This window comes from Streptomyces coelicoflavus (assembly GCF_003112555.1).
GTDB classification, from domain to species: domain Bacteria; phylum Actinomycetota; class Actinomycetes; order Streptomycetales; family Streptomycetaceae; genus Streptomyces; species Streptomyces coelicoflavus.
On sequence record NZ_BEWB01000006.1, the window covers coordinates 358,851 to 385,277 of the forward strand.

The following is a 26,427-nucleotide window of genomic DNA, read 5'->3' on the forward strand; positions in this document are numbered from 1 at the left end:
GGCATTTTCCCGGGCCCGGGGCGACCCGATACCCCATTCGGCGATGTGCTGTTCACCCTTTGTTGGATTTCGGTTGGGCGGTTCCTAGAAATGCCTTCCTAGCGTCTACGACGTGCCAGCAAGTGCAACGAAGGCCCTCAGAGTCGCCGTCCTCGCGGACTCCGACACCCGGTGGAAATGGGGCGCGCTCACCGCGACCCGCGTCCGCCCCGGGGACACGGAGATCCACCTCGACGGCTACCTCCTGCGCGGCCGAGCCACCCCCACCGCCCGCCAGCTGCGAGAGGTCGGCGTCGACGCGGACTCCCTCCGCGAGGTGACCGCCGTCGAGTTCCTGCGCGCCATGGAGGGAGCGCGGGGCGAGGAGGCGTACGACGTCCTGGTCCTCGCCCTGGTCGGCGGCGGCGTCCAGGCGATGCTGCACGGCCTCGGCCGCGTCTGGCAGGACCGCGCCGAGCGGCCCGTGGTCGTCACCGGATACGTCGGCGTCGTCTACGAGAAGCTCGCCGACGGCCTGCTGCTGCGCCACGGCGCCGACCTCGTCCTCGCCAACTCCCGCCAGGACGCGGACCGCTTCCGCGCCGTGTACGAGGGGGTCGGCGCCGACGCCTCGGCGGTGACGGAGGTCGCGCTGCCCTTCCTGGGCGGAGCCCGCTACGCCGGTGAACACGACCCGTCCGCGGAGCAAGGGCGCAGGCCCTACACGGTCGTCTTCGCCGCCCAGCCCTCCGTCCCGGACAGCCGCAAGGACCGTACGTACCTGCTGGACCGGCTGGTCCGGCACGCCCGCCTGCACCCCGAGCGCGAAGTGCTGCTCAAGCTGCGCTCCAAGCCCGGCGAACACACCACGCACATCGAGGAACTGCCCTACCAGAAGCTGGTGCAGCGGGCCGACCCGCCGCCCAACTTCCGCCTCGTCTACGGGCACATGGGCGAGGTCCTCGACCGCACCGACCTGCTGGTCACCATCAGCTCCACGGCCGCCCTGGAATCCCTGCACCGCCGCATCCCCACGGTCGTCCTGACCGACCTCGGGGTGCGCGAGGCGCTCGGCAACCACCACTTCGTCGGCTCCGGCTGCCTCGCCTCCTGGGACCAGCTCGACGCGGGCCACCGCCCGGCACCCGACCCCGAGTGGGTCGCCCGGCAGGGCGTGGCGGCCGACGGCGGCTACGAGACCGCCTTCGACGAGGCCCGGGAGCGCATCGCCGCCCTGCTGGTCCGGCCCGGCGGCCTCCCCCCGCTCGCCCCCTACTACACGCCCGTCACCGCGCCCGGCTACCTCCCCGGCATCCTCGCCCGCCACCACCTCGCCCCGGACGGCACCCCGCTGCCCGGCGCCCCGGCCGCCGACAGGGCCCCCGGCCCGGTGCGGCAGGTCGTGCGCCGCGCGGCCCGCGGCGCCTACCGGCACGGCGTCCAGCGCGTCGCCCCGGTGATCCGGCGGATGGGGGAGCTGTGACCCCCGCGACACCTGCGCAAGGAGCAGACCCCATGTCCAACCGTCCAGCAGGCCAGGGCGCTTCGGTGCGCCGGGTGCTCGCCGTGATCCCCGCGCGCGGCGGCTCCAAGGGAGTGCCCGCGAAGAACCTCGCCCCCGTCGGCGGCGTCCCCCTGGTGGTCCGCGCGGTGCGCGAGTGCCGGGCCGCCCGCCTCGTGACCGACGTCGTCGTCTCCACCGACGACCACGCCATCGCCGCCGCGGCCCGCGAGGCCGGCGCCGAGGTCGTGCTGCGGCCCGCCGCCATCGCCGGGGACACGGCCACCTCCGAGGCCGCCGTACTGCACGCCATGGACGCCCACGAGGCCCTGCACGGCGCCGCCGTCGACGTGGTCCTGCTGGTCCAGTGCACCAGCCCCTTCCTGGTCCGCGAGGACGTCGACGGGGTGGCCGGCGCGGTCGCCGGGGGCGGCGCGGACACCGCCGTCACCGTCGCCCCCTTCCACGGCTTCGTCTGGCGGGACGGCACCGACGAGACCGGCGGCGCCGACGGCGGCCACGGCGTCAACCACGACAAGGCGTACCGCCCCCGCCGCCAGGACCGCCCCCAGGACCTGCTGGAGACCGGCGCCGCCTACGCCATGGCCGCCCCCGGCTTCCGCGAGCACCGGCACCGCTTCTTCGGCCGCACCGAACTGGTCCGCACCGACCCGGCCCGCGTCCTGGAGATCGACGACCCGCACGAGCTGGCCCGCGCCCGCGCCCTCGCACCGCACTTCGACGCGGCACGGCCCGGCGCCCTCCCGACCGCGGCGGACATCGACGCGGTCGTCCTCGACTTCGACGGCACCCAGACCGACGACCGGGTGCTGATCGACTCCGACGGACGGGAGTTCGTCTCCGTGCACCGCGGTGACGGACTCGGCATCGCCGCCCTGCGCCGCAGCGGCCTGACGATGCTGATCCTGTCCACGGAGGTGAACCCGGTCGTCGCCGCCCGCGCGCGCAAGCTCAAGCTGCCCGTGCTGCACGGCATCGACCGCAAGGACCTCGCCCTCAAGCAGTGGTGCGAGGAACAGGGCATCGCACCCGACCGCGTGCTCTACGTCGGCAACGACGTCAACGACCTCCCGTGCTTCGCCCTCGTCGGCTGGCCCGTGGCGGTCGCCAGCGCCCACGACGCCGTACGCGGCGCGGCCCGCGCGGTCACCACCGTCCCCGGCGGCGAAGGCGCCGTACGGGAGATCGCGACCTGGCTCCTGGGCCCGTCCCTGGACGCCCTCGACGCCGCCCCCGAAACCCCCACGCTCACCCAGTCCAAGTAAGGAACCCCCAGCCATGAGCACCAACTCCCGCATCCGCACCTTCGGCACCCGCGAGGCCGGCCCCGGCCGCCCCGTCTACGTCACCGGCGAGATCGGCATCAACCACAACGGTGAGCTGGAGAACGCCTTCAAGCTGATCGACGCCGCCGCCGAGGCCGGCTGCGACGCCGTCAAGTTCCAGAAGCGCACCCCCGAGATCTGCACCCCGCGCGACCAGTGGGACATCGAGCGCGACACCCCCTGGGGCCGGATGACGTACATCGACTACCGCCACCGCGTGGAGTTCGGCGAGGACGAGTACCGCCAGATCGACGAGTACTGCAAGACCAAGAACATCGACTGGTTCGCCTCCCCGTGGGACACCGAGGCCGTCGCCTTCCTGGAGAAGTTCGACGTCCCCGCCCACAAGGTCGCCTCCGCCTCGCTGACCGACGACGAGCTGCTGCGCGCCCTGCGTGCCACGGGCAAGACGGTCATCCTCTCCACCGGCATGTCCACCCCGAAGCAGATCCGCCACGCGGTCGAGGTCCTCGGCAGCGACAACATCCTCATGTGCCACGCCACGTCGACGTACCCGGCGCAGGCCGAGGAGCTGAACCTCCGCGTCATCAACACCCTCCAGCAGGAGTTCCCGAACGTCCCGATCGGCTACTCCGGCCACGAGACCGGCCTCCAGACCACGCTGGCCGCCGTCGCCCTCGGCGCCACCTTCGTCGAGCGCCACATCACCCTCGACCGCGCCATGTGGGGCTCCGACCAGGCCGCCTCCGTCGAGCCGCAGGGCCTGACCCGCCTGGTGCGCGACATCCGCACCATCGAGGCCTCCCTCGGCGACGGCGTCAAGAAGGTCTACGACTCGGAGCTCGGCCCGATGAAGAAGCTGCGCCGCGTCCCCGGCGTCGTCGCCGAGGCGGAGATCGCCGCCGCCGCGGGCGAGCCCGTCACCGTCTGACCACCGGCCACCGAGTCACTCACCACGGGACGGACCCCACCGATGAGCCCCCGCGCCGGGAACGCCGGCCCCCGTACTCTCGCCTTCGTCGAGAGCCCGGTACAACTGCTGAACGTGCTGGAGTGGGCGCACACCCGCGCACCCGGCGCGGAGCTCACCCTCGTGGTCCTCTCACCCGTCGACCCGATGACCCGCGGCCAGCTGCGCCGCATGGCGGAACTGGCCCGCAAGGAGGGCCACGAGATCCGCTGGGAGGAGGCGCGCGGCGGCGCCACCGCCCCCTTCCGCACGGTCGGCGGCCTGACCACCGCGCTGCGCCAGGCCGACCGGATCGTCATGGGCGACCCGTTCTCCCGCTACGTGCAGCTGCTCCTCACCATCACCCGCGCCCACGACCTGGTCGTCGTCGACGACGGCACGGCCACGATGGAGTTCGTCACCCAGCTGGCCCACGGCGAACGCCTGGTGCGCTGGCACCGCAAGGGCAGCCGCCCCGGCCCGCGCGACCTGATCTTCGCCCCCGTCTCCCGGTCCGCCCGCCAGCGCCTCACCCCGACCCCCGACCGGCAGGTCTCGGTCTTCTCCTCCATGCCCATCGAGGACGTCCCCGAAGGCGTCACCGTCAGTGCGAACGCCTTCGCCTGGACCAGGGACCGCTTCGGCCCGCCCCGCATCACCAAGGGCGCCGACATGGTCGGCACCTCCCTGGTGGAGACCGGCGTCGTCGACGCCGACCGCTACGTGGCCGCCGTACGCACCCTGGCGCGGACCCACGGGGCCGCCCGCTACTTCGCCCACCGCCGCGAGAGCGCCGAGAAGCTGCACCGGCTGGCCGTGGAGACCGGCCTGCAGATCGTCCGTCCCGACCTCCCCCTCGAGCTGATCGCCCGCCGGGGCCCGATCGGCCGCACCATCCTCAGCTTCCCCTCCACCGTCGTCCACACCCTGCCGCTGGCCCTCGCCGGCACCGAGGTCCGCGTGGCCGTCTGCGACATCGACCCCGCCTGGCTCACCGAATCGGCCTCCCCCCGGGCCCGCGGGTTCCTGAACGGAGTCACGGGCTCCGCACGGGACGTGCACCGGCTGTCGGCGGTGGCGGGCACGGGGTAGGGCGCGTGGAGCAGGCCACGCGTGGTAACCGTGAGGAAGAGGACGGGTGCCGTGGAGCGGTCGGACCACTTCCGGTGATCTCATGATCGGCTCGGTCGGAAAGGCGGCCCAGTTTACCCAAGCGAGACGATGGCTATGCGTAGGGCGGCCGAGTTTTCTCCCCCTAACGGGCTGAATTTTGTTGATCGTGGGTCCATCGATCGCCCGGGAGCCCTACGCTGCAAAGGGTGAACGTGTTGATGTCCCCAGAGACCGAGGCCGGCACTCCCGGTGAAGCCGTGCTGCCCGGCACCTTGCCGGACGCGCTGCGTGCGGAGCTCGTGGCCTTCCGCCGCGACCTCCACATGCACCCCGAGCTGGGCAACCAGGAGTTCCGCACCACCGCCGCGATCAAGGAACGGCTGGAGCGGGCCGGGCTCAGGCCGCGGGTGCTGCCCATCGGCACAGGACTCGTCTGCGACATCGGCACCGGCACCGACTCCGGACAGTGGTCCGGCGGGCCGCGCATGCTCGCCCTGCGGGCCGACATCGACGCCCTGCCCATCCCGGACACCAAGGCCGACTGCGCGTACCGCTCCCAGGTGCCGGACCGCGCCCACGCCTGCGGGCACGACGTGCACACCACCGTCGTCCTCGGCACCGGCCTCGTGCTCGCCGCCCTGCACGAGCAGGGACTGCTGCCCCGGCCCGTACGGCTGGTCTTCCAGCCCGCCGAGGAGGTGCTGCCCGGCGGCGCCGCCGACGCCATCGAGGGCGGCGCGCTCGACGGGGTGCGCCGCATCCTCGCCGTGCACTGCGACCCGAGGGTGGACGCCGGGAAGATCGGGCTCAGGGTCGGCCCCATCACCTCCGCCTGCGACCGCATGGAGATCGCCCTCAACGGCCCCGGCGGCCACACCGCCCGCCCCCACCTCACCACCGACCTGGTCACCGCCGCCGCCCGCGTCGCCACCGACGTGCCCTCGCTCGTCGCCCGGCGCGTCGACAGCCGCAGCGGGCTCGCCCTGACCTGGGGGCGGATCGAGTCCGGCCACGCCCCGAACGTCATCCCGCAGCACGCCGAACTCGCCGGGACCGTGCGCTGCCTCGACCTCGACGCCTGGCGGCAGGCGCCCGACCTGGTGATGGGCGCCATCGACGAGATCGCGGGCCTCTACCGGGCCAAGTCCGAGATCACCTACGTCCGCGGCGTCCCCCCGGTCGTCAACGAGGTCACGAGCACCGAACTGCTCCAGGCCGCCATGGTCGCCCGGCGCGGCACCGACGCCGTCGAGAGCACCGAGCAGAGCCTGGGCGGCGAGGACTTCTCCTGGTACCTGGAGCACGTGCCCGGCGCCATGGCCCGCCTCGGCGTCCGCCCGCCCGGCGAGCGCACCGTCCGCGACCTCCACCAGGGCGACTTCGACGTGGACGAGCACGCCATCACGGTCGGCGTGGAGATGTTCACCGCGGCGGCGCTCATCGACGCGGTGCAGTAGCCCTACCGGCGGTATCCGGCCAGCGGCACGAATGGATAACGGCGCCGCGCAACCCCGTTCCCAGGAGGTTCTACGCGCGTTAATGTGCGCCGAACCGAGCGCCCGCTGCGGGTCTTTGGAGAATGGGGAACTTCAGATGCGTCGGACATCAGGACTGATCCGCGTCGCGGTGGGGGTCGCGTCGCTCGCACTCGCCGCCACGGCCTGCGGCGGTACCAGCAGCGAGGGCGACGACGGCGGCGGTGACGACAAGGGCCTCGCCATCGCGTACGACGTCGGCGGCAAGGGCGACCAGTCCTTCAACGATGCCGCGTACCGGGGTCTGGAGCAGGCCAAGAAGGAGTTCGGCTACACGACCGCCGACATCGAGCCCACCGACGGCGAGACGGACGCCGACAAGGAGCAGCGGCTCTCCTCGCTGGCCAAGCAGGGCTACAACCCGGTGATCGGCGTCGGCTTCGCCTACGGCACGGCGATGAAGGCCGTCGCCGCCAAGTACCCGGACACCACCTTCGGCATCGTCGACTCCGTGGTCGAGGGCAAGAACGTGGCCTCCCTCGTCTTCGCCGAGAACGAGGCGTCCTACCTGGCCGGTGTCACCGCGGCCAAGGCCACCAAGACCAACACGGTCGGCTTCGTGGGCGGCGTGAACGTCCCGCTGATCCACAAGTTCCAGGCCGGCTACGAGCAGGGCGTCAAGGACACCAACCCCAAGGTCAAGGTGATCTCGCAGTACCTCACCCAGACCGCGGAGGAGGGCGGCTTCGCCAGTCCCGACAAGGGCAAGGCCGCCGCCGAGGGCCAGATCGAGAAGAAGGCCGACGTCGTGTACGCGGCGGCCGGTCTCTCCGGCCAGGGCGTGATCGAGGCCGCCGCCAAGGCGAAGATCTGGGCGATCGGCGTCGACTCCGACCAGTACAAGCAGGAAGCCCTCGCCAAGTACAAGGACTCCATCCTGACCTCCGCCCTCAAGGACATCGACGGCGCGGTCTACGCCCTGGCCAAGTCCGTCGAGGACGGCAAGCCGCTCACCGGCACCCACACCTTCGACCTGAAGTCCGACGGCGTGGGCCTGTCCGACAGCAACCCGAAGTTCGCGGAGATCCCGGGCGCCAAGGAGGCCGTGGAGAAGGCCAAGGCGGGCATCGTCGACGGCTCCATCAAGGTCGCCACGGAGTAACCGCGACGGCACGGCACAGAACCCGACGAAGCGGACGGACGCCCCCGGGCCCCGTCCGCTTCCGCATGCCCGCCGCACCCGCGCCCCGGCGCACGCTCCGCACCCCGCCCCGCCGAGCCCCGGGCGTCACACTCCGCCACCCCCCGTTCGCTTCCGGCAAGCCCCGTACCCCCATACGCGTCACCTTGCTCACGGGCGGATAACAAGGTGGACAGAAGGGGTTTTCAGGCAGGTCTACGCGCGTTAATCTGCGGCGAAGCCAGCGCCGCAGCCGAACCGTCCCCGGCGCTTGTACGACAGGAGCACCAGACATGCGCCGGATTTCCCGGATCACGGTCGCAGGCGCAGCGACCGCCTCCCTGGCCCTCGCCCTCGCCGCCTGCGGTGGTACCTCGACCGACTCCGGTTCGGAGTCCAAGGGGGACAAGGGCCTCGCCATCGCGTACGACGTCGGCGGCAAGGGCGACCAGTCCTTCAACGACGCCGCGTACGCCGGTCTGGAGAAGGCCAAGAAGGAGTTCGGCTACGAGACGGCCGACGTCGAGCCCACCGACGGTGAGACGGACGCCGACAAGGAGCAGCGGCTGTCCTCGCTGGCCAAGCAGGGCTACAACCCGGTCGTCGGCGTCGGCTACGCGTACGCCACCGCCATGAAGAGCGTGGCGGAGAAGTACCCGGACACCACCTTCGGCATCGTCGACGACGCCACGATCGAGGCGGACAACGTCGCGGACCTGGTCTTCAACGAGCAGGAGGCGTCCTACCTCGCCGGTGTCGCCGCCGCCAAGTCCACCAAGACCAACACGGTCGGCTTCGTGGGCGGCGTGAACGTCCCGCTGATCCACAAGTTCCAGGCCGGCTACGAGCAGGGCGTCAAGGACACCAACCCCAAGGTCAAGGTGATCTCGCAGTACCTCACCCAGACCGCGGAGGAGGGCGGCTTCGCCAGCCCCGACAAGGGCAAGACCGCCGCCTCGGGCCAGATCGAGAAGAAGGCCGACGTCGTCTACGCGGCGGCCGGTCTCTCCGGCCAGGGCGTGATCGAGGCCGCCGCCGCCAACAAGATCTGGGCGATCGGCGTCGACTCCGACCAGTACAAGCAGGAAGCCCTCGCCAAGTACAAGGACTACATCCTGACTTCGGCCACGAAGGACGTCGCTTCGGCGGTGTACAACCTCGCGAAGTCGGTCGAGGACGGCAAGCCGGAGACCGGTATCGTTCGGGGCGATCTGAAGTCCGGCGAGGTCGGTCTCTCGGACTCCAACCCGAAGTTCGCGGACGACGCCGAGCTCCAGGCAGCCATCAAGTCGGCCAAGGAGAAGATCATCAGCGGCGAGATCAAGGTCAAGAGCAGCTGAACGGCTGAGTAGCACCTGCAACACCTCGAACAGCGTGTAACCGCGCCGGTTGCGCAGCGGCGGCGGGGTACGGGAAGAGCGGCCCGAGAGTCGCCCTCCTCGTACCCCGTCGCGTCGACGCGCCGCCGCCGCTTTTAGATGCCGTAGGGGCGCTACGCGCGTAGACGGCCCCCGTCCCCAGGAGAGTGCGCCATCAACGCGTCCAGCAGCCCTCCGGCCGGAGCGGCGGTCAACGAACCGGTGACCGCCGTCGAACTCGCCGGGATCACCAAGCGTTTCCCCGGAGTCGTGGCCAACCACGACATCCACCTCACCGTCCGCAAGGGCACCGTCCACGCCCTCGTCGGCGAGAACGGCGCCGGCAAGTCGACGCTGATGAAGATCCTCTACGGCATGCAGAAGCCGGACGAGGGCACCATCGCGGTCGACGGCGAGCAGGTCTCCTTCTCCTCGCCCGCCGACGCCATCGCCCGCGGCATCGGCATGGTCCACCAGCACTTCATGCTCGCCGACAACCTCACGGTCCTCGAGAACGTGGTCCTCGGCAGCGAGAAGCTGTACGGCATCGGCGCCAGGGCCCGCCGGAAGATCAAGGAACTCTCCGAGCGGTACGGCCTCGGCGTGCGCCCCGACCTCCTGGTCGAGGAGCTCGGCGTCGCCGCCCGCCAGCGCGTGGAGATCCTCAAGGTCCTCTACCGCGGCGCCCGCACGCTGATCCTCGACGAGCCCACGGCCGTCCTGGTGCCGCAGGAGGTGGACGCCCTCTTCGACAACCTCCGCGAGCTGAAGGCCGAGGGCCTGTCCGTCATCTTCATCTCCCACAAGCTGGGCGAGGTCCTCTCCGTCGCCGACGAGATCACCGTCATCCGGCGCGGCACGACGGTCGGCACGGCCGTCCCCGCCGGGACGACGCCCCGCCAGCTCGCCGAGCTGATGGTCGGCAGCGAACTGCCCACCCCCGAGACGGCCGAGTCCACGGTCACCGACCGCCCGGTCCTCACCGTCGACACGCTGCGCCTGGCCGCGCCGAGCGGCAAGGCCCTGCTCGACGACATCTCCTTCACCATCCACGCCGGTGAGGTGCTGGGCATCGCCGGTGTCGAGGGCAACGGCCAGACCGAGCTGGTCGACGCGCTCATCGGCCTGCGCCACGCCGACTCCGGCTCCATCCGCTTCCTCGACCAGGACATCACCGCGCTGCCCACCCGCAAGCGCCGCGAGCAGGGCGTCGGCTACATCCCCGAGGACCGCCACCGCCACGGGCTGCTCCTGGAGGCCCCCCTCTGGGAGAACCGCATCCTCGGCCACGTCACCGAGAAGCCCAACAGCAAGGGCGTCTGGCTGGACCTGAAGAACGCCCAGCAGGACACCCGCCGCATCGTCGAGACGTACGACGTCCGCACCCCCGGCATCGACGTCACCGCCGCCTCGCTGTCCGGCGGCAACCAGCAGAAGCTGATCGTCGGCCGCGAGATGAGCCACAACCCGCGCTTCCTCATCGCCGCCCACCCCACCCGCGGTGTGGACGTCGGCGCGCAGGCCGCGATCTGGGACCACATCCGCGAGGCCCGCCGCGAGGGCCTGGCCGTACTGCTGATCTCCGCCGACCTGGACGAGCTGATCGGCCTGTCCGACACCCTCCGTGTGATCTACGACGGCAAGCTGGTCGCGGACGCCGACCCGGCCACCATCACCCCCGAGGCACTCGGCTCGGCGATGACCGGCGCCGCCTCCGGACACCTGGAGGACGACGAGAACCCCGCGCCCCCCGAGAACCGCGACGGCGCGACCGGCTCCGCGAAGTCCGCGGCGCCCCCCGCGTCGCCCGCGTCCCCCGAGTCTCCGGAAGACGAGGCCCGCTGATGAAGAAGTTCGACAAGGAGCGCGTGCTCCTCGCGGTGGCCGGACCGGTCATCGCGCTCGCCGTGGCCTTCGTGCTCAGCGCGATCGTCCTGATCGCCTCGGGCAAGAACCCGGTCGAACCGTTCGCCCTCATGATCGAGCAGGCCGGTTTCTCCGACATCCAGGTCCTGATCGTCAACCAGGCCTCGCTGTACTACATCGCGGCCCTCGCGGTGGCCATCGGCTTCCGGATGAACCTGTTCAACATCGGTGTGGACGGTCAGTACCAGCTCGGCGCCTTCATGGCCGCCGTGGTCGGCGCCCACGCCAACCTGCCCGCGTTCCTCCAGGTCCCGCTGCTGCTCCTGACCGCCGTCCTCACCGGCGCCTTCTGGTCCGGCATCGCCGGTGTCCTCAAGGTGACCCGCGGCGTCAGCGAGGTCGTCGCGACGATCATGCTCAACGCGATCGCCACCTCGCTCATCGTCTACATGTGGAAGCCGGACGTCTTCGGCGTCAAGGTCGGCAACAACAGCACCACCGGCGAGATGCACGAGTCCGGCTGGATCCCCGGCTTCGACATGGGCGCGGCCGGCGAGATCTACGGCCTGGTCGTCCTCGCCGCGCTGCTCGGCATCGGCTACTGGATCGTCCTCAACCGCACCCGCTTCGGCTTCGACCTGCGCGCCTCCGGCGCCTCCGAGTCGGCGGCGGCGGCCAGCGGCGTCGACCCCAAGCGCATGGTGCTCACCGCGATGCTCATCTCCGGCGCCCTCGCCGGTCTCGCGGGCCTGCCGATCCTGATGGGCGACGCCCACACCTACAACCTCAACTTCCCCACCGGGGTCGGCTTCCTCGGCATCGGCATCGCCCTCCTCGGCCGCAACAGCCCGGTCGGCATCGCCTTCGCCGCCCTCCTGTGGGCCTGGCTCGACAAGGCCTCGCCCGAGCTCGACTACCACGGCTTCGACAAGGAGATCGCGGTCATCATGCAGGGCCTGATCGTCCTCTCGGTCGTCGTCTCCTACGAGGCCGTCCGTGAGTGGGGCCTGCGCCGCCAGCAGCGCCGGGTCGGCGCGGAGCTGGCCGCCGGCCACGTCCTCGGCGCCACCGACAACTCGAAGAAGGAGGTGGCCGGCCGATGACCGCTCCGACCACAGCGACCGACGTCAACCAGCCGTCGCTGGAGCACGCACCACGGACCGGCCGCCGCATGTCGTGGCCCGTGCTGCTCCTGGTCATCGCCGGAGCCCTGGCGCTGACCTCGATCGTCCGCCTGATCACCGGCGCCAACGGCATCACCAACGTCAGCCAGATGTCCACCGCCCTCCAGCTCGCCGTGCCGATCGGCCTCGCCGGTCTCGGCGGTCTGTGGGCCGAGCGCGCGGGCGTCGTCAACATCGGCCTCGAGGGCATGATGATCCTCGGCACCTGGTTCGGTGCCTGGGCCGGCTTCCAGTGGGGCCCGTGGACCGGGGTCCTCGTCGGCATCGTCGGCGGCTGCATCGGCGGCCTGCTGCACGCCGTCGTGACGATCACCTTCAACGTCAACCACATCGTCTCCGGTGTGGCCATCAACATCCTCGCCCTCGGCGCCACCCGCTACCTCGCCCCGCTCGCCTTCGAGGGCCACCAGGGCGGCTCGGCCAAGCAGTCCCCGCCGGTCGACTCCCTCGGCCACTTCTCGATCCCGGGGCTGTCCGGCTGGCTGGACAGCCTCAACGACCAGCACTGGTTCTTCGTCTCGGACATCGCGGGGCTGCTCGGCGGCCTGGTCACGAACGTCTCCTGGCTCACCCTGCTCGCGGTCGCCCTGATCCCCGCCAGCTGGTACATCCTGTGGCGCACCCCGTTCGGCCTGCGCCTGCGTTCCTGCGGCGAGAACCCGGTCGCCGCCGAGTCCCTCGGCGTCAACGTCTACAAGTACAAGTACCTGGCCGTGATCATCTCCGGCGGCCTGGCCGGCCTCGGCGGCGTCTTCCTGTCCATCGTGGCCAACCCCTTCTACCTGGAGGGCCAGACCAGCGGCCGCGGCTACATCGGCCTCGCCGCGATGATCTTCGGCAACTGGATGCCGGGCGGCCTCGCCATCGGCGCCGGGCTCTTCGGCTACACCGACAGCCTCAACCTGCGCGGCGGCTCCGCCAACGTGCACGCCCTGCTGCTGCTCGGCGCGCTGCTGCTGGTCGCCGGCGCCATCTGGCTGGCGATCCGCAAGAAGTACGTCAAGGCCGCGATCACCTTCGTCATCGGCGCCCTGGTCTTCGCCTGGTACGCCGGCACCAACGAGGTCCCCAACCAGGTCGTCTCCGCCACGCCGTACGTCGTCACCCTCGTCGTCCTCGCCCTGTCCGCGCAACGGCTGCGGATGCCCAGGGCGAACGGCATGCAGTACCGCAAGGGCCAGGGCAAGTGACCGGGCCCGACTGGGCGGAGCTGCGCACGGCGGCCCGGGACGCCATGTCCCGGGCGTACGCCCCCTACTCCGGGTACGCGGTCGGCGCCGCCGCCCTGGTCGACGACGGCCGCACCGTCACCGGCTGCAACGTGGAGAACGCCAGCTACGGCATCGGCCTGTGCGCCGAGTGCGGTCTGGTCTCCCAGTTGCAGCTGACCGGCGGGGGCCGGCTGACGCACTTCGTCTGCGTCGACGGCGAGGGCGAGGTACTCGTCCCCTGCGGCCGCTGCCGGCAGTTGCTGTACGAGTTCGGCGGCCCGGAGCTGCTGCTCGAGACCCCGGAGGGGATCCTCCCCCTGTCCCGGATGCTCCCGCAGGCCTTCGGCCCCGACCACCTCACGAAGTAAGGACAGCCAGACATGGCCATGGACGTCATCTCCGTCATCCGCACCAAGCGGGACCGCGGCGAGCTGACCGGCGAGCAGATCGACTGGGTCATCGACGCCTACACGCGCGGCGAGGTGGCCGACGAGCAGATGGCGTCGCTCGCGATGGCGATCCTGCTCAACGGCATGAACCGCGGCGAGATCGCCCGCTGGACGGCCGCGATGATCGCCTCGGGCGAGCGCATGGACTTCTCGTCGCTGTCCCGCCCGACCGCCGACAAGCACTCCACGGGCGGCGTCGGCGACAAGATCACCCTGCCGCTCGCGCCCCTGGTGGCGGCCTGCGGCGCGGCCGTCCCGCAGCTCTCCGGCCGCGGTCTCGGCCACACCGGCGGCACCCTGGACAAGCTGGAGTCGATCCCGGGCTGGCGCGCCCTCCTCTCCAACGAGGAGATGCTGGACGTCCTGGACACCACCGGCGCGGTGATCTGCGCCGCGGGTGACGGCCTGGCCCCCGCCGACAAGAAGCTCTACGCGCTGCGCGACGTCACGGGCACGGTCGAGGCGATCCCGCTCATCGCCTCCTCCATCATGTCCAAGAAGATCGCCGAGGGCACCGGCTCGCTGGTCCTGGACGTGAAGGTGGGCTCGGGAGCCTTCATGAAGACCATCGAGGACGCCCGCGAGCTGGCCTCCACGATGGTCGGCCTCGGCACCGACCACGGCGTGAAGACGGTCGCGCTCCTCACCGACATGGCCACCCCGCTCGGTCTCACCGCGGGCAACGCCCTGGAGGTCCGCGAGTCGGTCGAGGTCCTGGCCGGCGGCGGCCCCTCCGACGTGGTCGAGCTGACCCTCGCCCTGGCCCGCGAGATGCTCGACGCGGCGGGCCTGAAGGACGCCGACCCGGCGAAGGCGCTGGCCGACGGCTCCGCGATGGACGTCTGGCGCCGCATGATCGCGGCCCAGGGCGGCGACCCGGACGCGGCCCTGCCCACGTCGAAGGAGCAGCACGTGGTGAAGGCGGGCGTCTCCGGCGTCCTGACCCGCCTCGACGCCTACGACATCGGCGTCGCCGCCTGGCGCCTGGGCGCGGGCCGCGCCCGCAAGGAGGACCCGGTGCAGGCCGCCGCGGGCGTCGAACTCCACGCCAAGCCCGGCGACACGGTCACGGAGGGCCAGCCCCTCCTCACCCTCCACACGGACACCCCGGACCGCTTCGAGTACGCCCTCGCGGCGGTGGAGGGCGCGTACGACGTGGCCCCGGCGGGAACGGACTTCACGGCCTCGCCGGTGGTGCGGGAACGTATCGCCTGACCTGGTGTTTCCCCATTCGGGTGAACGGGACCGGTGGACCTCCGCCGGTCCCGTTCGGCATGCTGGGATCGGTGACGCACCGAATAGGAGAACCGCCATGAGCGCACTCACCGTGAGCCAGGAGCCCGACCAGAACTGGGACGACCTCGTCCGGTTCTGGGAGGAGATGGATTGGCCCGAGGGCAGCAAGGTGGAGATCATCGAGGGGATCGTCACCGTGTCACCTGCTCCTGGACTGCCTCACAACGTCATCGCAGCGCGCATCCATCGGCGCTTGATCTCGGCGATCCCCGAGGATTGGGAGGTTTTCCAGACGTTGGCAATCTCCGTTCCGTCCCGCTTGGGGATGCTCATTCCGGATGTTGTGGTGGCACAGCTGCCTGATCACACGGAGTCCGACACCCATATCCCCGCAGCCCTCGCGGAACTCGTCGTCGAGGTCACCTCCAAGTCCAACGCCCGGCACGACCGCATCAGCAAGCCCGCCGCCTACGCCACCGCGGGAATCCCGCTCTACCTCCTCGTCGACCGATGGGCACCCGGCGGACCGACGGCGACGCTGTACGGCGAACCGAAGGGTGACGTCTACCGGGTACTGAGCGCCGCGAAGTTCGGCGACCCCCTCAAGCTCCCCGCCCCCTTCGACCTGACCCTCGACACCGGCGAGTTCCCCGAGGCCTGAGTCACCCCAGAACCGTCGCCACCCCCACCAGCACCGGCACGGACACCACTGTCGAGACCAGGATCGCGTCGCGGGCCAGGCGTGGCCGAGCACATAGCCCACCCCGATCACGACCGCGATGACCGCGAAGCCGGTCAGCACCCCCTGCACGGCACCCCCTGCCGGACGAGGGGGCGGGTGCCGGGCGGCGCGGCAGAGGGGGGACCGGGTATGTGGGGCATACAGCGAACCCTCTGCCGGAGGGCACGCGCAGGTCAATGTGATCCCCGACCACCCCGGCACCGATGATTTCCCGGCGCATGCCGGGTCTACCGCACGTGGACGCCGTGACACCCGCCGTACTCGTGCTGCCGGGGCCCGTCTCCCGAGGGGAGACGCCCCGGTTCTGCGACGAGGTGCGCGCGCTGCTGGAAAGCACCCGGGCCGGGGTGGTCGTCTGTGACGTCGGCGGCCTCGGCCCCCCGGGGCTCGCCGCCGTCGACCTGCTGGCCCGCCTGGAGCTGACCGCCCGGCGGGCCGGGGGCCGGATCAGGCTGCGGGACCCCGATCCGGCCCTGCACGGACTACTGGACCTCGTCGGCCTCCGCTTCGAGACGGAGCGGCAGGTCGAACAGCGGGAACCACCGCTTGGTGTCGAGGAAGCAGTGGAACCCGGTGATGCGGCCGTCTGAGATCTCCAGCACCTGCACCGCCCACGGCGCGAAGCCGCCCGCCTCCGGGTCCGGCTTGTAGTGCGCGAAGGCGGGCAGCCCGTTGGCCTCCACCCGCAGCAGCCGGGAGCCCGCGCACGCCGCGCCGAGCGTGGACATGAAGCCGGTGATGTCCGCCGGACCGGCCAGCCACAGGTCGAACGGCGGCATCGTCATGACCGCGTCCTCGTGCAGGAGGGCCGTCAGCGCCGTCATGTCATAGCCCTCGAAGGCCGCGACATAGCGCTCCAGGAGCTTCTGCTGCTCCTCGTCCAGCGGGTCCGACACCGCCGCGTCGGCCCCCCGGTCCTCCCGCTCGGCGAGCGTCGCGCGGGCCCGCTGAAGGGCGCTGTTGACGGAGGCGACCGACGTGCCGAGCAGCTCGGCGACCTCGCTCGCCTTCCACGCCAGCACCTCGCGCAGGATCAGCACCGCCCGCTGCTTGGGCGGCAGCTGTTGCAGGGCGGCCATGAACGCGAGCCGCACCGACTCCTTCGCGACCGCGGCCTCGGCCGGGTCGGCGGTCTGCGGCAGCACGCGGGCGTCCGGCATCGGCTCCAGCCAGGTGTGGTCCGGGCGGGGGGACAGCGCGGCCTGGGCGAGCGGCGTCGCCTCCGTCAGATCCATCGGGCGCGCCCGCTTGTTGCCCGCGGTCAGCATGTCCAGGCAGACATTGGTCGCGATCCGGTACAGCCAGGAGCGCAGGCTGGAGCGGCCCTCGAACTTGTCGTAGCTCCGCCAGGCGCGCACCAGGGTGTCCTGCACCGCGTCCTCGGCCTCGAAGGAGGAACCGAGCATCCGATAGCAGTACCCCGTCAGCTCGGGCCGGTGCTTCTCCAGCGCCGAGTCCAGCTCCGGCGTCACGGTGCCGTTGGTCATCGTCCGTCCACCCACCCCTGTGGCGTCCCGTCGTGCGCGTCTTCGCGCCTCGCACTTCGGAAGCTACCGCAGGGGACTGACAATGGCCTGTGCAGTCAAGAAAGGCGCAGGTCAGCGGGGCAGGCTCAGAGCCCTCACCGGCGTGCCCGCGGCCCGGCGCGCGGCCAGCGACCCGGACACCGTGATCACCACGACGCCCAGCACCGCGAGGACCCCCACCGCGACCGTCCCGGCCCAGCCGCCGGAGTGGAAGGCCACCGCGCCGACCGTACTGCCCGCGCTGGAGCCGACGTAGTAGGCGGACTGGTACAGCGCCGAGGCCTGGGCGCGGCCGTGCTGGGCGGTCTTCCCGACCGCCGAGGAGGCGACCGCGTGCCCGGCGAAGAAGCCCGCCGTGATCAGCACCAGGCCCAGGAGGACCAGCGGCAGCGACGGCGCCAGGGACAGCAGCAGCCCCGCGGCCGTCGTGCCGGCGCCCAGATACAGCGCCCCGCGGCGGCCGAGGCGGCCCACCAGACGGCCCGCCGTCGACGCCGAGACCGTGCCGACCAGGTAGACCAGGAAGATCGAGCCGATCAGGCCCTGGGGGAGCGAGAACGGCGCCTCCGTCAGGCGGTAGCCGATCACCGTGTAGATGCCGCCGAACACCGTCATGAACAGCGCGCCGATCGCGTACAGGCGGCGCAGCAGCGGGTTGGCGAGGTGGTCGCGCACCGTGCGGACCAGGACCCGCGGGCGCAGCGAACCCGGCGTGAAGTGCTTCGGCGCCGGCAGCAGCAGCCGGAAGGCCACCGCGCACGCCACCGCGACCAGGCCGATCACGCCGACGGCGACCCGCCAGCCCCACTCCTGGGCCACCCAGCCGGTGATGACCCGGCCGCTCATCCCGCCGACGCTGTTGCCCGCCACGAACAGGCCGATCGCGGTGACCAGCGCCCGCGGCCGGACCTCCTCCGCGAGGTAGGCCGTCGCCGAGGCCGGCAGCCCGGCCAGCGCCGCGCCCTGCACCGCCCGCAGCGCGACCAGCGCCGGCAGCGACGGGGCGAAGGGCACCAGCAGCCCGACGGTCACCGCGACCGCCAGCGACGCCGTCATGACCGTACGCCGTCCGAACCGCTCCGACAGTGCGCTCATCGGCAGCACGAACACCGCGAGACCACCGGTCGCGGCGGCCACCGTCCAGCTCGCGTCGCTCGCCGTGACGCCCAGGTCGCCCGAGATCAGCGGCAGCAGGGCCTGGGTGGAGTAGAGGAGCGCGAAGGTCGCGACGCCCGCCAGGAACAGCGCGAGACTCATCCGGCGGTAGCCGGGGCCGCCCGGGGTCATGCGCGAGTCGGCGGAGGAGAGGGAGTCGGAGGCGGCGGATGCGGCGTCCACGATCGTGGACGCCCCGGTATCGGCGGGAGTCATGCCCCGAAGGTACGAAGCCCCTTACTCATCCGTCCAATGCATGGAATGGCCATAATCGTTCCCATGGTGCATCAGCAAAGCTCACGGCCCCGCCTGTCACCTTCCGGTGACACAGAAGACATCGTCGCGCTGCTCGCGCCCCGCCTCGCGCACTTCGCCGGCGTGGCCCGCACCGAGCACGTCACCCGGGCCGCCCAGGAGATGAACGTCCCCCAGTCCACCCTCTCCCGCGCCCTCGTCCGCCTCGAGGAGGACCTCGGCGTCGACCTGTTCGTCCGCCGCGGCCGCACCCTCGCGCTGACCGTCGCCGGGCGCACCTTCCTCGGCTCCGTCGAGCGCGCCCTCGCCGAGGTCGAGCGGGCCGCCGACGAGGTCCGCGCCGACGCCGATCCGGCCACCGGCAAGGTCGCCTTCGGCTTCCTGCACACCATGGGCGCCGAGACCGTCCCCGGCCTGCTGCACGCCTTCCGCGCCGACCACCCCCGCGTCCGTTTCAGCCTCGTCCAGAACTACGGCGAGGCCATGCTGGAGCGGCTGCGCGCCGGGGAGCTGGACCTGTGCCTGACCTCCCCGGTCCCCGACGCCCCCGACCTGGTCGCCCGCCGCCTCGACGAGCAGAAGCTGCGCCTGGTCGTGCCGGCCGACCACTCCCTGGCCGGACGCAGACGCATCCGCCTCGCCGAGGCCGCCGACGAGATCTTCGTGACCCTGGAGCCCGGCTACGGCCTGCGCCGCATCACCGACGCGCTGTGCAAGGAGGCCGGGTTCCGGCCCAGGGTGGCCTTCGAGGGCGAGGAGGCGGAGACGCTGCGCGGCCTGGTCGCGGCCGGTCTCGGCGTCGCCCTGCTGCCGCCGCCCGCCGTGCCCCGCCCCGGCGTGGTCGAACTGACGGTCACGGCGCCGCGGGCCGCCCGCGAGATCGGCGTGGCCTGGCTGGCGGGACGCACGGACACGCCACCCGTGGCGGCGTTCAAGAAGTTCCTGCTGTCCCGGCGGGGCAGCCTGCTGCCGTCCTGAGCCGTGCGTCGGGCCGCCGTCCCGAGCCGTGCGCCGGACCGCCGTCCCGAGCCGTGCGCCGGGCCGCCGTCCCGAGCCGTGCGCCGGGCCGCCGTCCCGAGCCGTGCGCCGGGCCGCCGTCCCGAGCCTCCGGCCTCCGGAGGGGGCGCGCTACCGCCGCAACGACTTGCCGAACCCCGCCGCGAGCGGCATCCGCAGTCCCAGCGGCGGGGGAGCGGCCAGGGCGTCCTCCACCGGGCGCGAGAAGGACTGCCCGAACAGCGCGCCCATCACGAAGTCCTCGGCCAGCGCGGCGACCTCGTCACGGTACTGGCGCAGCCCGTGGCCGTCGGAGTGCACCTCGAACCGGCACACGGACCGGTTCGCCTTCTTCGCCCGCGAGGCGAGCCGGAACGACAACTCCGGGTCGCTGTGCGCGTCGTTCGTGCCGTGCACGATCAGCACCTGCCGCCCGGCGAGCTGCTTCACCGGTTCGGGTGGCGCGGCCACGTCGTCCTCCGGCAGCCAAGGGGCGATCGCCAGCGCCGAGTTGACGGCCTCGTGCCCGGCCGCCCGCAACGCCGCCCGGCCGCCCATGCCGGTGCCGAGCAGGCACAGGGGCACGTCGCCGTAACGCCGCACCGCTTCGTCCGCGGCCCATTCGGCGTCCCGGGCGAGGTGCGCCTCGGTGCCGTTCCAGCCGCGGTAGCGGTAGTGCACGACGTGCGTGGCCAGCCCCTCCTCCCGGCCCGCGCGTGCCAGCCTGCGCCCCAACGCGCGTACGGACGCGGCCGCGAGCAGCGCCGAGGGCCTGCGGTCGGACACCTCGTCACCCCCGGGGAGCAGCAGCACCACACCGCTCACCGCGGCCCCCTCCGGACCGGGCGTCCGCCCCAGCCGGGCCCGACGGACCGGCGTCGCTTGCTGTGCCATGACAGAAGATTCTCAGAAGACCAGGTGTACGGAACCCGTCCGCGCAGTCACCGTTACATATCGGGGAGTGCGTACACCGGCCACGACGGCGCCCGATCCGGCCATATGGCCGGTCACCGCGCGTCCGTACGGGTTCGTGCGTTCGCCCGGTGTTCTACGCGCGTAGGAGTTAGAGTGCGGAAATGACGAGCCGAAGCACCGAGAAGAGCGCCGCGGCGAACACCGCGACGGTCTCGAAGACACCGTCGCCGGACCGGATCCGCAGGGCGCCGAAGGTTCTGCTGCACGACCACCTCGACGGCGGACTGCGGCCGGGCACGGTCGTGGAACTCGCCCGCGAGACGGGCTACGGGGACCTTCCCGAAACCGACGCCGACCTGCTCGGCACCTGGTTCCGGCAGGCCGCCGACTCCGGGTCCCTGGAGCGGTACCTGGAGACCTTCTCCCACACCGTCGGCGTCATGCAGACCCGCGACGCCCTGGTCCGGGTCGCCGCCGAGTGCGCCGAGGACCTCGCCGAGGACGGCGTCGTCTACGCCGAGGTGCGGTACGCCCCCGAGCAGCACCTGGAGAAGGGGCTGACCCTCGAGGAGGTCGTCGAGGCCGTCAACGAGGGCTTCCGGGAGGGCGAGCGGCGCGCCCGGGACAACGGCCACCGCATCCGGGTCGGCGCCCTGCTCACCGCCATGCGGCACGCCGCCCGCTCCCTGGAGATCGCCGAACTCGCCAACCGCTACCGCGACCTCGGCGTCGTCGGATTCGACATCGCGGGCGCCGAGGCCGGCTACCCGCCCACCCGGCACCTGGACGCCTTCGAGTACCTCAAGCGGGAGAACAACCACTTCACCATCCACGCCGGCGAGGCCTTCGGGCTGCCCTCCATCTGGCAGGCGTTGCAGTGGTGCGGCGCCGACCGGCTCGGCCACGGGGTGCGCATCATCGACGACATCCAGGTCCACGAGGACGGCTCGGTCAAGCTCGGACGGCTCGCCTCCTACGTCCGGGACAAGCGCATCCCGCTGGAGCTGTGCCCCAGCTCCAACCTCCAGACCGGCGCCGCCGACTCCTACGCCGAGCACCCGATCGGGCTGCTGCGCCGGCTCCACTTCCGGGCCACCGTCAACACCGACAACCGGCTGATGTCCCACACCGGCATGAGCCGCGAATTCGAGCACCTTGTCGAGGCGTTCGGTTACACGCTCGACGACATGCAGTGGTTCTCCGTCAATGCGATGAAATCAGCGTTCATTCCTTTCGATGAACGACTGGCCATGATCAATGACGTCATCAAGCCCGGATACGCGGAGCTGAAGTCCGAATGGCTGTTCCAGCAGACGGCTTCCACCAGCGGTTATTCGGAGGGTGAGGGCTGAACGGGGTGCGACGGTAATACGGAAAGGCGGACGGGCTTTCACAATCCGTCCGCATTTCGATGTTTGCCGCCGGGGGTGAATCGTGTTTACGGTCGAGCACCGCTCACATCCCCGTCACCCCATTACGAGGACGCATTTCCATGAAGCAGTCTGCTGCCAAGACCCTCGGCGTCGCCGCCCTCGGTGCCGCCTTCGCCGCCGCCGGTGCCGGCGCGGCCACCGCGGCCCCCGCCCTCCCCGACGCCGCGCAGACGGTGGACTCCGTCGCCCGCACCCTCCCCGCGGAGACGGTCTCCCAGGTGGCGCCCGGCGCGGGCAACGCGCTCGAGCAGGGCCGCAGGATCTCGGGCACCGGCCTGACCGCCGCGCAGCCGGTCGTCGAGCAGGTCGTCGCCGAGCAGCTGGCCGAGGGCCCGACCGAGCCGGTCGCCAAGCTGCTCGGCGGAGTGCCACTGAAGGGCCTGCCCACCCAGGGCCTGCCGGTCAACGGCCTCCCCATCGGCGGCTGACCGCCGCCCTCCGCACGCGCCGACGGGGCGCACCCGGTCTCCGGGTGCGCCCCGTCGGTGTACCAGAGGGAGGTACGTCGGGCGGAGGTACGTCGTCACCAGGCCGTGCGGGCGGCCTTCTCCTCGGACGGGAGCAGGATCCACAGGGCCAGGTAGAGCAGGAACTGCGGGCCGGGCAGCAGGCAGGAGACCACGAAGATCACCCGCATCGTGCCTGCGGAGGTGCCGAAGCGCCGGGCCAGCGCGGCGCACACTCCGCCGATCATGCGGCCGTGGGTGGGGCGGGCGAGGCGGGACATCGCGGCTCCTTCGTGAGCGTGTGGGTGGGGCTGCCCTCCGGCTTCCCCTTCATCTGCCCTCCACGCTACGGAGACGAACGGAACAAAGCGTCGCTCTACGGGGCGATACCGACCCTGGGAATCGTCGGGGTCCGACCCTGAGCGGGCTCCTCCTGAGGTACGCCCTCCCGGCCGTCCCGCCGGTACCGGCGACGGAGCCGGACCCGGCCCGCCGGGACGACGGCGAGGTGCGCCAGGGCCACGCCCGCCGTGTTGAGCAGCACCGAGTCGATGTCGACGACCTGCCCGGGCACCCCGGTCTGAAGCAGCTCGATGCCCAGCGACAGCAGCGCGGCCGCGGCCATGGTGCGCAGCAGGGAGGCCAGCGGCGAGACGTACAGCCGCCCGCCGGCCATCGGCAGCAGGACCCCGAGCGGTGCCAGCAGGGCCAGCCCGCCGGCGAGCGAACGCGCGGCCGCGGGCCCGCCCAGCGCCAGGTCGGCGCGGATCCCGGCGAAGGGCTCCAGGTTGGGAGGCAGTACCCAGGGAACGTCCAGCGGCCGCAGCGCGTACCAGGCGACGAACGCGAGATGTGCGACGAGGAGAACGCTTCCTGTCACACGGATGCGGAGCGCGGCGCTGCCGCCGAGGAACCCATGACGCTGCACGTCCCCCTAGACGCGGCCCGTGCCACGCGCGGTTCCGGCCCCTGACCCGCAAGGGTGAGGCTTGCGCCACACGGCCCAGCACCGTCCCGTACGGTCCGGTACGGACGTCACCCGCCCGTCAGTCCTCCGTGACCTCGTCGGCCGGCGGTTCGTTGCTGCCGGGCCGGGCCCGGACCTCGTCCGTGCAGGTGTAGCGGCGGGCGGACCGGTCGGCGGGGCCGGCCAGGATCACGGACCCGTTGCCCTCGGCCGCGGCGGAGTCGGCGAAGGTGCACACGACCTGGGCGAGCGCGTACGAGGTGAGGTCGTCGGGATCGGTGCTCAGCCGCAGCGTGTCCTCGGGGTCGCCGGAGCGCGGTCCCGTCACGGCCGTCCCGCGGCGCACGTCCGACGTGTATCCGGCCTCCTTCTCCGCGGCCGAGGGCTGCTTCGCCAGCTCGTTCAGCAGCCCCTGGGCCACCAGCACGCGCCGCCCGGAGTCCGAGGCGCCGTCCGGCATCCGCACCATGCGGTCCACGGCCACCAGCGACGAGCCGCACAGCAGGAACACCCGCGCCGGCATCCCGGGCGTGTCCCGCGTCGGCCCGTCCGGCTCGGAGAGCGAACAACGCACCCGTGAGGGCGCGGGACCGTAGTCCGTGGGCACCTCGGTGGCGCGGATGCCGCACCCGGTCAGCAGCACGGCCAGCAGCACGAGCCCGGAGAGGGCCGGCAGACGGCGTACGGTCATCAGACCTGTCCCTTCGCGTCCTTGCCCTGGTCCGCCGTCTCCCCGTCGGTGCCGCGGTCCCCGTCGGCCCCGTCCTCGTCGGCGGGCGGGGAGGGGTCCTGCGGCAGCCGCAGCGTGAACACCGCACCGCCCTGAGGGGCGTTCTCGGCGGTGATCCCGCCGCCGTGGATGTGCGCGTTCTCCATGGCGATGGACAGGCCGAGCCCGCTGCCCTCGGAGCGCGGCCGGGAGGCGCTCGCCTTGTAGAAGCGGTCGAAGACGTGCGGCAGGACGTCCTCGGGGATGCCGGGCCCGTTGTCCCGCACCCGGATGACGATCTCGTCGTCCGCCCGCGACACGGTCACCCGCACCGGCGACCCGCCGTGCTTGAGCGCGTTGCCGATCAGGTTGGCGAGGATGACGTCCAGGCGGCGCGGGTCGAGGCGGGCGTGGATGCCGCGCTCGGCGTCCAGGTCGACGGCGTCCAGCCAGGCGCGGGCGTCGATGCAGGCGGTGATCTGGTCGGCGACGTCGACGTCGTCCAGGACCAGGCGGGCGGTGCCCGCGTCGAAGCGCGTGACCTCCATCAGGTTCTCGACGAGGTCGTTCAGCCGCCGGGTCTCGCTCACCACCAGCCGTACGGCGGGCTCGACCATCGGGTCGAAGCTCCCGCCCTCGCCGTCGCCCTCGCCCGCGTACTCCAGCTCCTCCTCCAGCACCTCCGTCACCGCGGTGAGCGCAGTCAGCGGCGTCCGCAGCTCGTGGCTCATGTCCGCGACGAAGCGCCGGGAGGCCTGCTCCCGGCCCGCCATGTCCGCGACCCGCTTCTCCAGGTTCTCGGCGGCGTTGTTGAACGTGCGGGAGAGGTCGGCCAGTTCGTCGGTGCCGGACACCCGCAGCCGGGTGTCCAGCTTCCCCTCGCCCAGGCGCCGCGCCGCGACCCCGAGCCGGTGCACCGGCTTCAGCACGGTCGTCGCCAGGGCCTGCGCGAGCAGCGCGGAGCCCAGCAGGGCGAGTGCGGTGGCGATCCCCAGCGACCAGGCGAGCGAGTTCAGGTCCTTCGCCTCCGGTTCCAGCGACTTGAGCATGTAGCCGGTCGGTCCGCCGCCGATCACCTTCGTGCCGGCCACCAGGTACGGGGTGCCGTCGTCGGTGATCCGCTGCCAGTACAGGTGGTACGGGTGCTTGTTGGCCGAGGTGAGCTTCTGCTCCTTGTTCACCGCCGTACGCAGCGACTCGGGCACGTCGGACAGCGCGAAGCCGCCCAGGCCGCCCGAACTGCCGTACACGTCGGCGCCGTCGGAGCCCTCGGCGACCAGCAGCACGCCGAACCGCTGGCTGCTGTTGGCCATCTGCCCCGCGGTGTGCTGCAACTCGTCCTGCGTGGGGTGCTCGGGCAGCGCCCCCGCCCGGTTCTGCATCTCCTGCTCGAAGCCGCGCAGCACGGCGTCCTGGGTACGGGTGAGCACCGCCTCGCGGTTCAGCCAGTACGCGATGCCGGACGCGGACACGGCGGCGGTCAGCGCGACCAGACCGAAGACGAGGACGAGCCTGAGGCGCAGGCTGGTGAAGCGCAGCCCGGCCCAGACTCCCTTGCGAGCGGCGGTCAGGCCGCGGGCACCCCCCTGGTGTTCCTTGGTCACTGAGGCGGATCCAGCCGGTAGCCGACACCCCGCACGGTACGGATCAGGGTCGGGGACGACGGCACGTCCTCCACCTTGGCGCGCAGCCGCTGCACGCAGGCGTCCACCAGCCGGGAGTCACCGAGGTAGTCGTGCTCCCACACCAGCCGCAGCAACTGCTGCCGGGACAGCGCCTGTCCCGGCCGCCGGCTCAGCTCGAGCAGCAGCCGCAGCTCGGTCGGCGTGAGCTGGAGGTCCTCGCCGTTCTTCGTCACGGTCATCGCCGAGCGGTCGATGACCAGGCTGCCGAAGCTCGCCGAGTCGGTGGACTCCCGCTCACCGCGCCGCAGCACGGCCCGGATCCGGGCGTCGAGGACCCGGCCCTGGACGGGTTTGACGACGTAGTCGTCCGCGCCCGACTCGAGACCGACGACCACGTCGATGTCGTCGTTGCGCGCGGTCAGCAGGATGATCGGCAGCTGGTCGGTGCGCCGGATGCGACGGCACACCTCGAAGCCGTCGATGCCGGGCAGCATCACGTCCAGCACGATCAGGTCCGGCCGCTGCTCGCGCAACAGCTTCAGACCGTCCTCACCACTGGCAGCGGTCGCCACCCGATGGCCCTGGCGGGTCAGGGAGAGCTCCAGGGCCGTACGGATGGCGTCGTCGTCCTCGATCAGCAACAGGGAAGGCACGCGTTCATTCTGGCCCATGAGGGGGCCGGTGTTCGACCTGCGGGTGCGGTTGGGGTCCGACCGCGCCGCCGGACCCTGTGAAGGAACGGTGGTGCAGGCGTGACGGGCCCCTGTGACAGCTCTGTGACAGTCGGCGGACACGGCCATGAAGTCGCCCGGGCAAGCTTTTCGTCACAGGCAACACCGGCAGTCCACGA

Annotated in this window: 25 protein-coding genes; 17 read left to right on the top strand and 8 right to left on the bottom strand. The window is 71.8% G+C overall.

What is annotated here, in order from left to right:
* Positions 1 to 112: 112 nt before the first annotated feature.
* The 14 genes from Sco07f_RS16545 (at position 113) to Sco07f_RS16615 (ending at position 16,140) form a co-directional block, all read left to right on the top strand.
* A complete protein-coding gene (locus Sco07f_RS16545) occupies positions 113 to 1,462 on the top strand; it encodes a DUF6716 putative glycosyltransferase (RefSeq protein ID WP_087789743.1) in 1,350 nt (449 codons plus the stop codon).
* Positions 1,463 to 1,494: 32 nt separating this feature from the next.
* On the top strand, positions 1,495 to 2,766 hold the full coding sequence (locus Sco07f_RS16550) for an N-acylneuraminate cytidylyltransferase (RefSeq protein WP_108988255.1): 1,272 nt from the start codon (positions 1,495 to 1,497) through the stop codon (positions 2,764 to 2,766).
* 13 nt (positions 2,767 to 2,779) lie between these two features.
* On the top strand, positions 2,780 to 3,718 hold the full coding sequence (locus Sco07f_RS16555) for an N-acetylneuraminate synthase family protein (protein WP_007444225.1): 939 nt from the start codon (positions 2,780 to 2,782) through the stop codon (positions 3,716 to 3,718).
* Between the two features lie 42 nt (positions 3,719 to 3,760).
* On the top strand, positions 3,761 to 4,828 hold the full coding sequence (locus tag Sco07f_RS16560; protein WP_054099263.1) for a hypothetical protein: 1,068 nt from the start codon (positions 3,761 to 3,763) through the stop codon (positions 4,826 to 4,828).
* Between the two features lie 239 nt (positions 4,829 to 5,067).
* Positions 5,068 to 6,306 carry a M20 family metallopeptidase gene (locus Sco07f_RS16565; protein WP_087789742.1) on the top strand — a complete coding sequence of 413 codons (1,239 nt, stop codon included), beginning with the start codon at positions 5,068 to 5,070 and terminating at the stop codon, positions 6,304 to 6,306.
* 136 nt (positions 6,307 to 6,442) lie between these two features.
* Entirely contained in the window at positions 6,443 to 7,486 is a 1,044-nt protein-coding gene (locus Sco07f_RS16570; protein ID WP_087789741.1) for a BMP family lipoprotein, read from the top strand.
* A gap of 311 nt (positions 7,487 to 7,797) precedes the next feature.
* Complete coding sequence (locus Sco07f_RS16575; protein ID WP_007444231.1) at positions 7,798 to 8,844, top strand: BMP family lipoprotein; 1,047 nt, start codon at positions 7,798 to 7,800, stop codon at positions 8,842 to 8,844.
* A gap of 240 nt (positions 8,845 to 9,084) precedes the next feature.
* A complete protein-coding gene (locus Sco07f_RS16580) occupies positions 9,085 to 10,707 on the top strand; it encodes an ABC transporter ATP-binding protein (protein ID WP_087789740.1) in 1,623 nt (540 codons plus the stop codon).
* Complete coding sequence (locus Sco07f_RS16585) at positions 10,707 to 11,831, top strand: ABC transporter permease (RefSeq protein ID WP_007444233.1); 1,125 nt, start codon at positions 10,707 to 10,709, stop codon at positions 11,829 to 11,831. The genes Sco07f_RS16580 and Sco07f_RS16585 overlap by 1 nt, the downstream gene beginning before the upstream one ends.
* Complete coding sequence (locus tag Sco07f_RS16590; protein WP_007444234.1) at positions 11,828 to 13,102, top strand: ABC transporter permease; 1,275 nt, start codon at positions 11,828 to 11,830, stop codon at positions 13,100 to 13,102. Before Sco07f_RS16585 ends, Sco07f_RS16590 begins: the two co-directional genes overlap by 4 nt.
* Positions 13,099 to 13,491, top strand: a complete 393-nt coding sequence (locus Sco07f_RS16595; RefSeq protein WP_007444235.1) for a cytidine deaminase — start codon at positions 13,099 to 13,101, stop codon at positions 13,489 to 13,491. The genes Sco07f_RS16590 and Sco07f_RS16595 overlap by 4 nt, the downstream gene beginning before the upstream one ends.
* Positions 13,492 to 13,509: 18 nt before the next feature.
* Complete coding sequence (locus Sco07f_RS16600; RefSeq protein WP_174855376.1) at positions 13,510 to 14,787, top strand: thymidine phosphorylase; 1,278 nt, start codon at positions 13,510 to 13,512, stop codon at positions 14,785 to 14,787.
* A gap of 97 nt (positions 14,788 to 14,884) precedes the next feature.
* Positions 14,885 to 15,469, top strand: a complete 585-nt coding sequence (locus Sco07f_RS16605; protein WP_108988257.1) for a Uma2 family endonuclease — start codon at positions 14,885 to 14,887, stop codon at positions 15,467 to 15,469.
* A 299-nt stretch (positions 15,470 to 15,768) separates the two neighbouring features.
* Positions 15,769 to 16,140 carry an STAS domain-containing protein gene (locus Sco07f_RS16615; protein ID WP_007444240.1) on the top strand — a complete coding sequence of 124 codons (372 nt, stop codon included), beginning with the start codon at positions 15,769 to 15,771 and terminating at the stop codon, positions 16,138 to 16,140.
* Here the strand turns inward: Sco07f_RS16615 and Sco07f_RS16620 are convergent.
* Entirely contained in the window at positions 16,033 to 17,037 is a 1,005-nt protein-coding gene (locus tag Sco07f_RS16620; RefSeq protein ID WP_054099257.1) for a sigma-70 family RNA polymerase sigma factor, read from the bottom strand. The genes Sco07f_RS16615 and Sco07f_RS16620 overlap by 108 nt on opposite strands.
* A 111-nt stretch (positions 17,038 to 17,148) precedes the next feature.
* A complete protein-coding gene (locus tag Sco07f_RS16625) occupies positions 17,149 to 18,447 on the bottom strand; it encodes an MFS transporter (RefSeq protein ID WP_108988259.1) in 1,299 nt (432 codons plus the stop codon).
* A 63-nt stretch (positions 18,448 to 18,510) separates the two neighbouring features.
* Here Sco07f_RS16625 and Sco07f_RS16630 point away from each other — a divergent pair, with 63 nt between their 5' ends.
* Entirely contained in the window at positions 18,511 to 19,464 is a 954-nt protein-coding gene (locus Sco07f_RS16630) for a LysR family transcriptional regulator (RefSeq protein ID WP_042825048.1), read from the top strand.
* Positions 19,465 to 19,614: 150 nt separating this feature from the next.
* Here the strand turns inward: Sco07f_RS16630 and Sco07f_RS16635 are convergent, their stop codons facing one another.
* Positions 19,615 to 20,376 carry an alpha/beta hydrolase gene (locus Sco07f_RS16635; protein ID WP_042825049.1) on the bottom strand — a complete coding sequence of 254 codons (762 nt, stop codon included), beginning with the start codon at positions 20,374 to 20,376 and terminating at the stop codon, positions 19,615 to 19,617.
* Positions 20,377 to 20,558: 182 nt separating this feature from the next.
* On the opposite strand from Sco07f_RS16635, the gene Sco07f_RS16640 reads away from it, so the two are divergent.
* Positions 20,559 to 21,749 (top strand): adenosine deaminase, encoded by a 1,191-nt coding sequence (locus Sco07f_RS16640; protein WP_108988260.1) that lies wholly within the window; start codon positions 20,559 to 20,561, stop codon positions 21,747 to 21,749.
* Between the two features lie 140 nt (positions 21,750 to 21,889).
* Positions 21,890 to 22,258, top strand: a complete 369-nt coding sequence (locus Sco07f_RS16645) for a hypothetical protein (RefSeq protein ID WP_007444246.1) — start codon at positions 21,890 to 21,892, stop codon at positions 22,256 to 22,258.
* A gap of 95 nt (positions 22,259 to 22,353) precedes the next feature.
* On the opposite strand, the gene Sco07f_RS16650 is transcribed toward Sco07f_RS16645, so the two are convergent.
* From Sco07f_RS16650 to afsQ1, 5 genes are all read right to left on the bottom strand, one after another.
* Positions 22,354 to 22,557, bottom strand: coding sequence for a PspC domain-containing protein (locus Sco07f_RS16650; protein WP_007444212.1), 204 nt, complete (start codon positions 22,555 to 22,557; stop codon positions 22,354 to 22,356).
* Between the two features lie 95 nt (positions 22,558 to 22,652).
* On the bottom strand, positions 22,653 to 23,204 hold the full coding sequence (locus Sco07f_RS16655; protein WP_087789737.1) for a VanZ family protein: 552 nt from the start codon (positions 23,202 to 23,204) through the stop codon (positions 22,653 to 22,655).
* A gap of 118 nt (positions 23,205 to 23,322) precedes the next feature.
* The gene (locus tag Sco07f_RS16660; RefSeq protein WP_108988261.1) at positions 23,323 to 23,934 is read right to left on the bottom strand and encodes a hypothetical protein; all 612 of its coding nucleotides are present in this window, start codon (positions 23,932 to 23,934) and stop codon (positions 23,323 to 23,325) included.
* Positions 23,934 to 25,556, bottom strand: coding sequence for a two-component system sensor histidine kinase AfsQ2 (gene afsQ2, locus Sco07f_RS16665; protein WP_007444216.1), 1,623 nt, complete (start codon positions 25,554 to 25,556; stop codon positions 23,934 to 23,936). The genes Sco07f_RS16660 and afsQ2 overlap by 1 nt, the downstream gene beginning before the upstream one ends.
* Positions 25,553 to 26,230 (bottom strand): two-component system response regulator AfsQ1, encoded by a 678-nt coding sequence (afsQ1, locus tag Sco07f_RS16670; RefSeq protein WP_003974066.1) that lies wholly within the window; start codon positions 26,228 to 26,230, stop codon positions 25,553 to 25,555. The genes afsQ2 and afsQ1 overlap by 4 nt, the downstream gene beginning before the upstream one ends.
* Between the last annotated feature and the right edge of the window lie 197 nt (positions 26,231 to 26,427).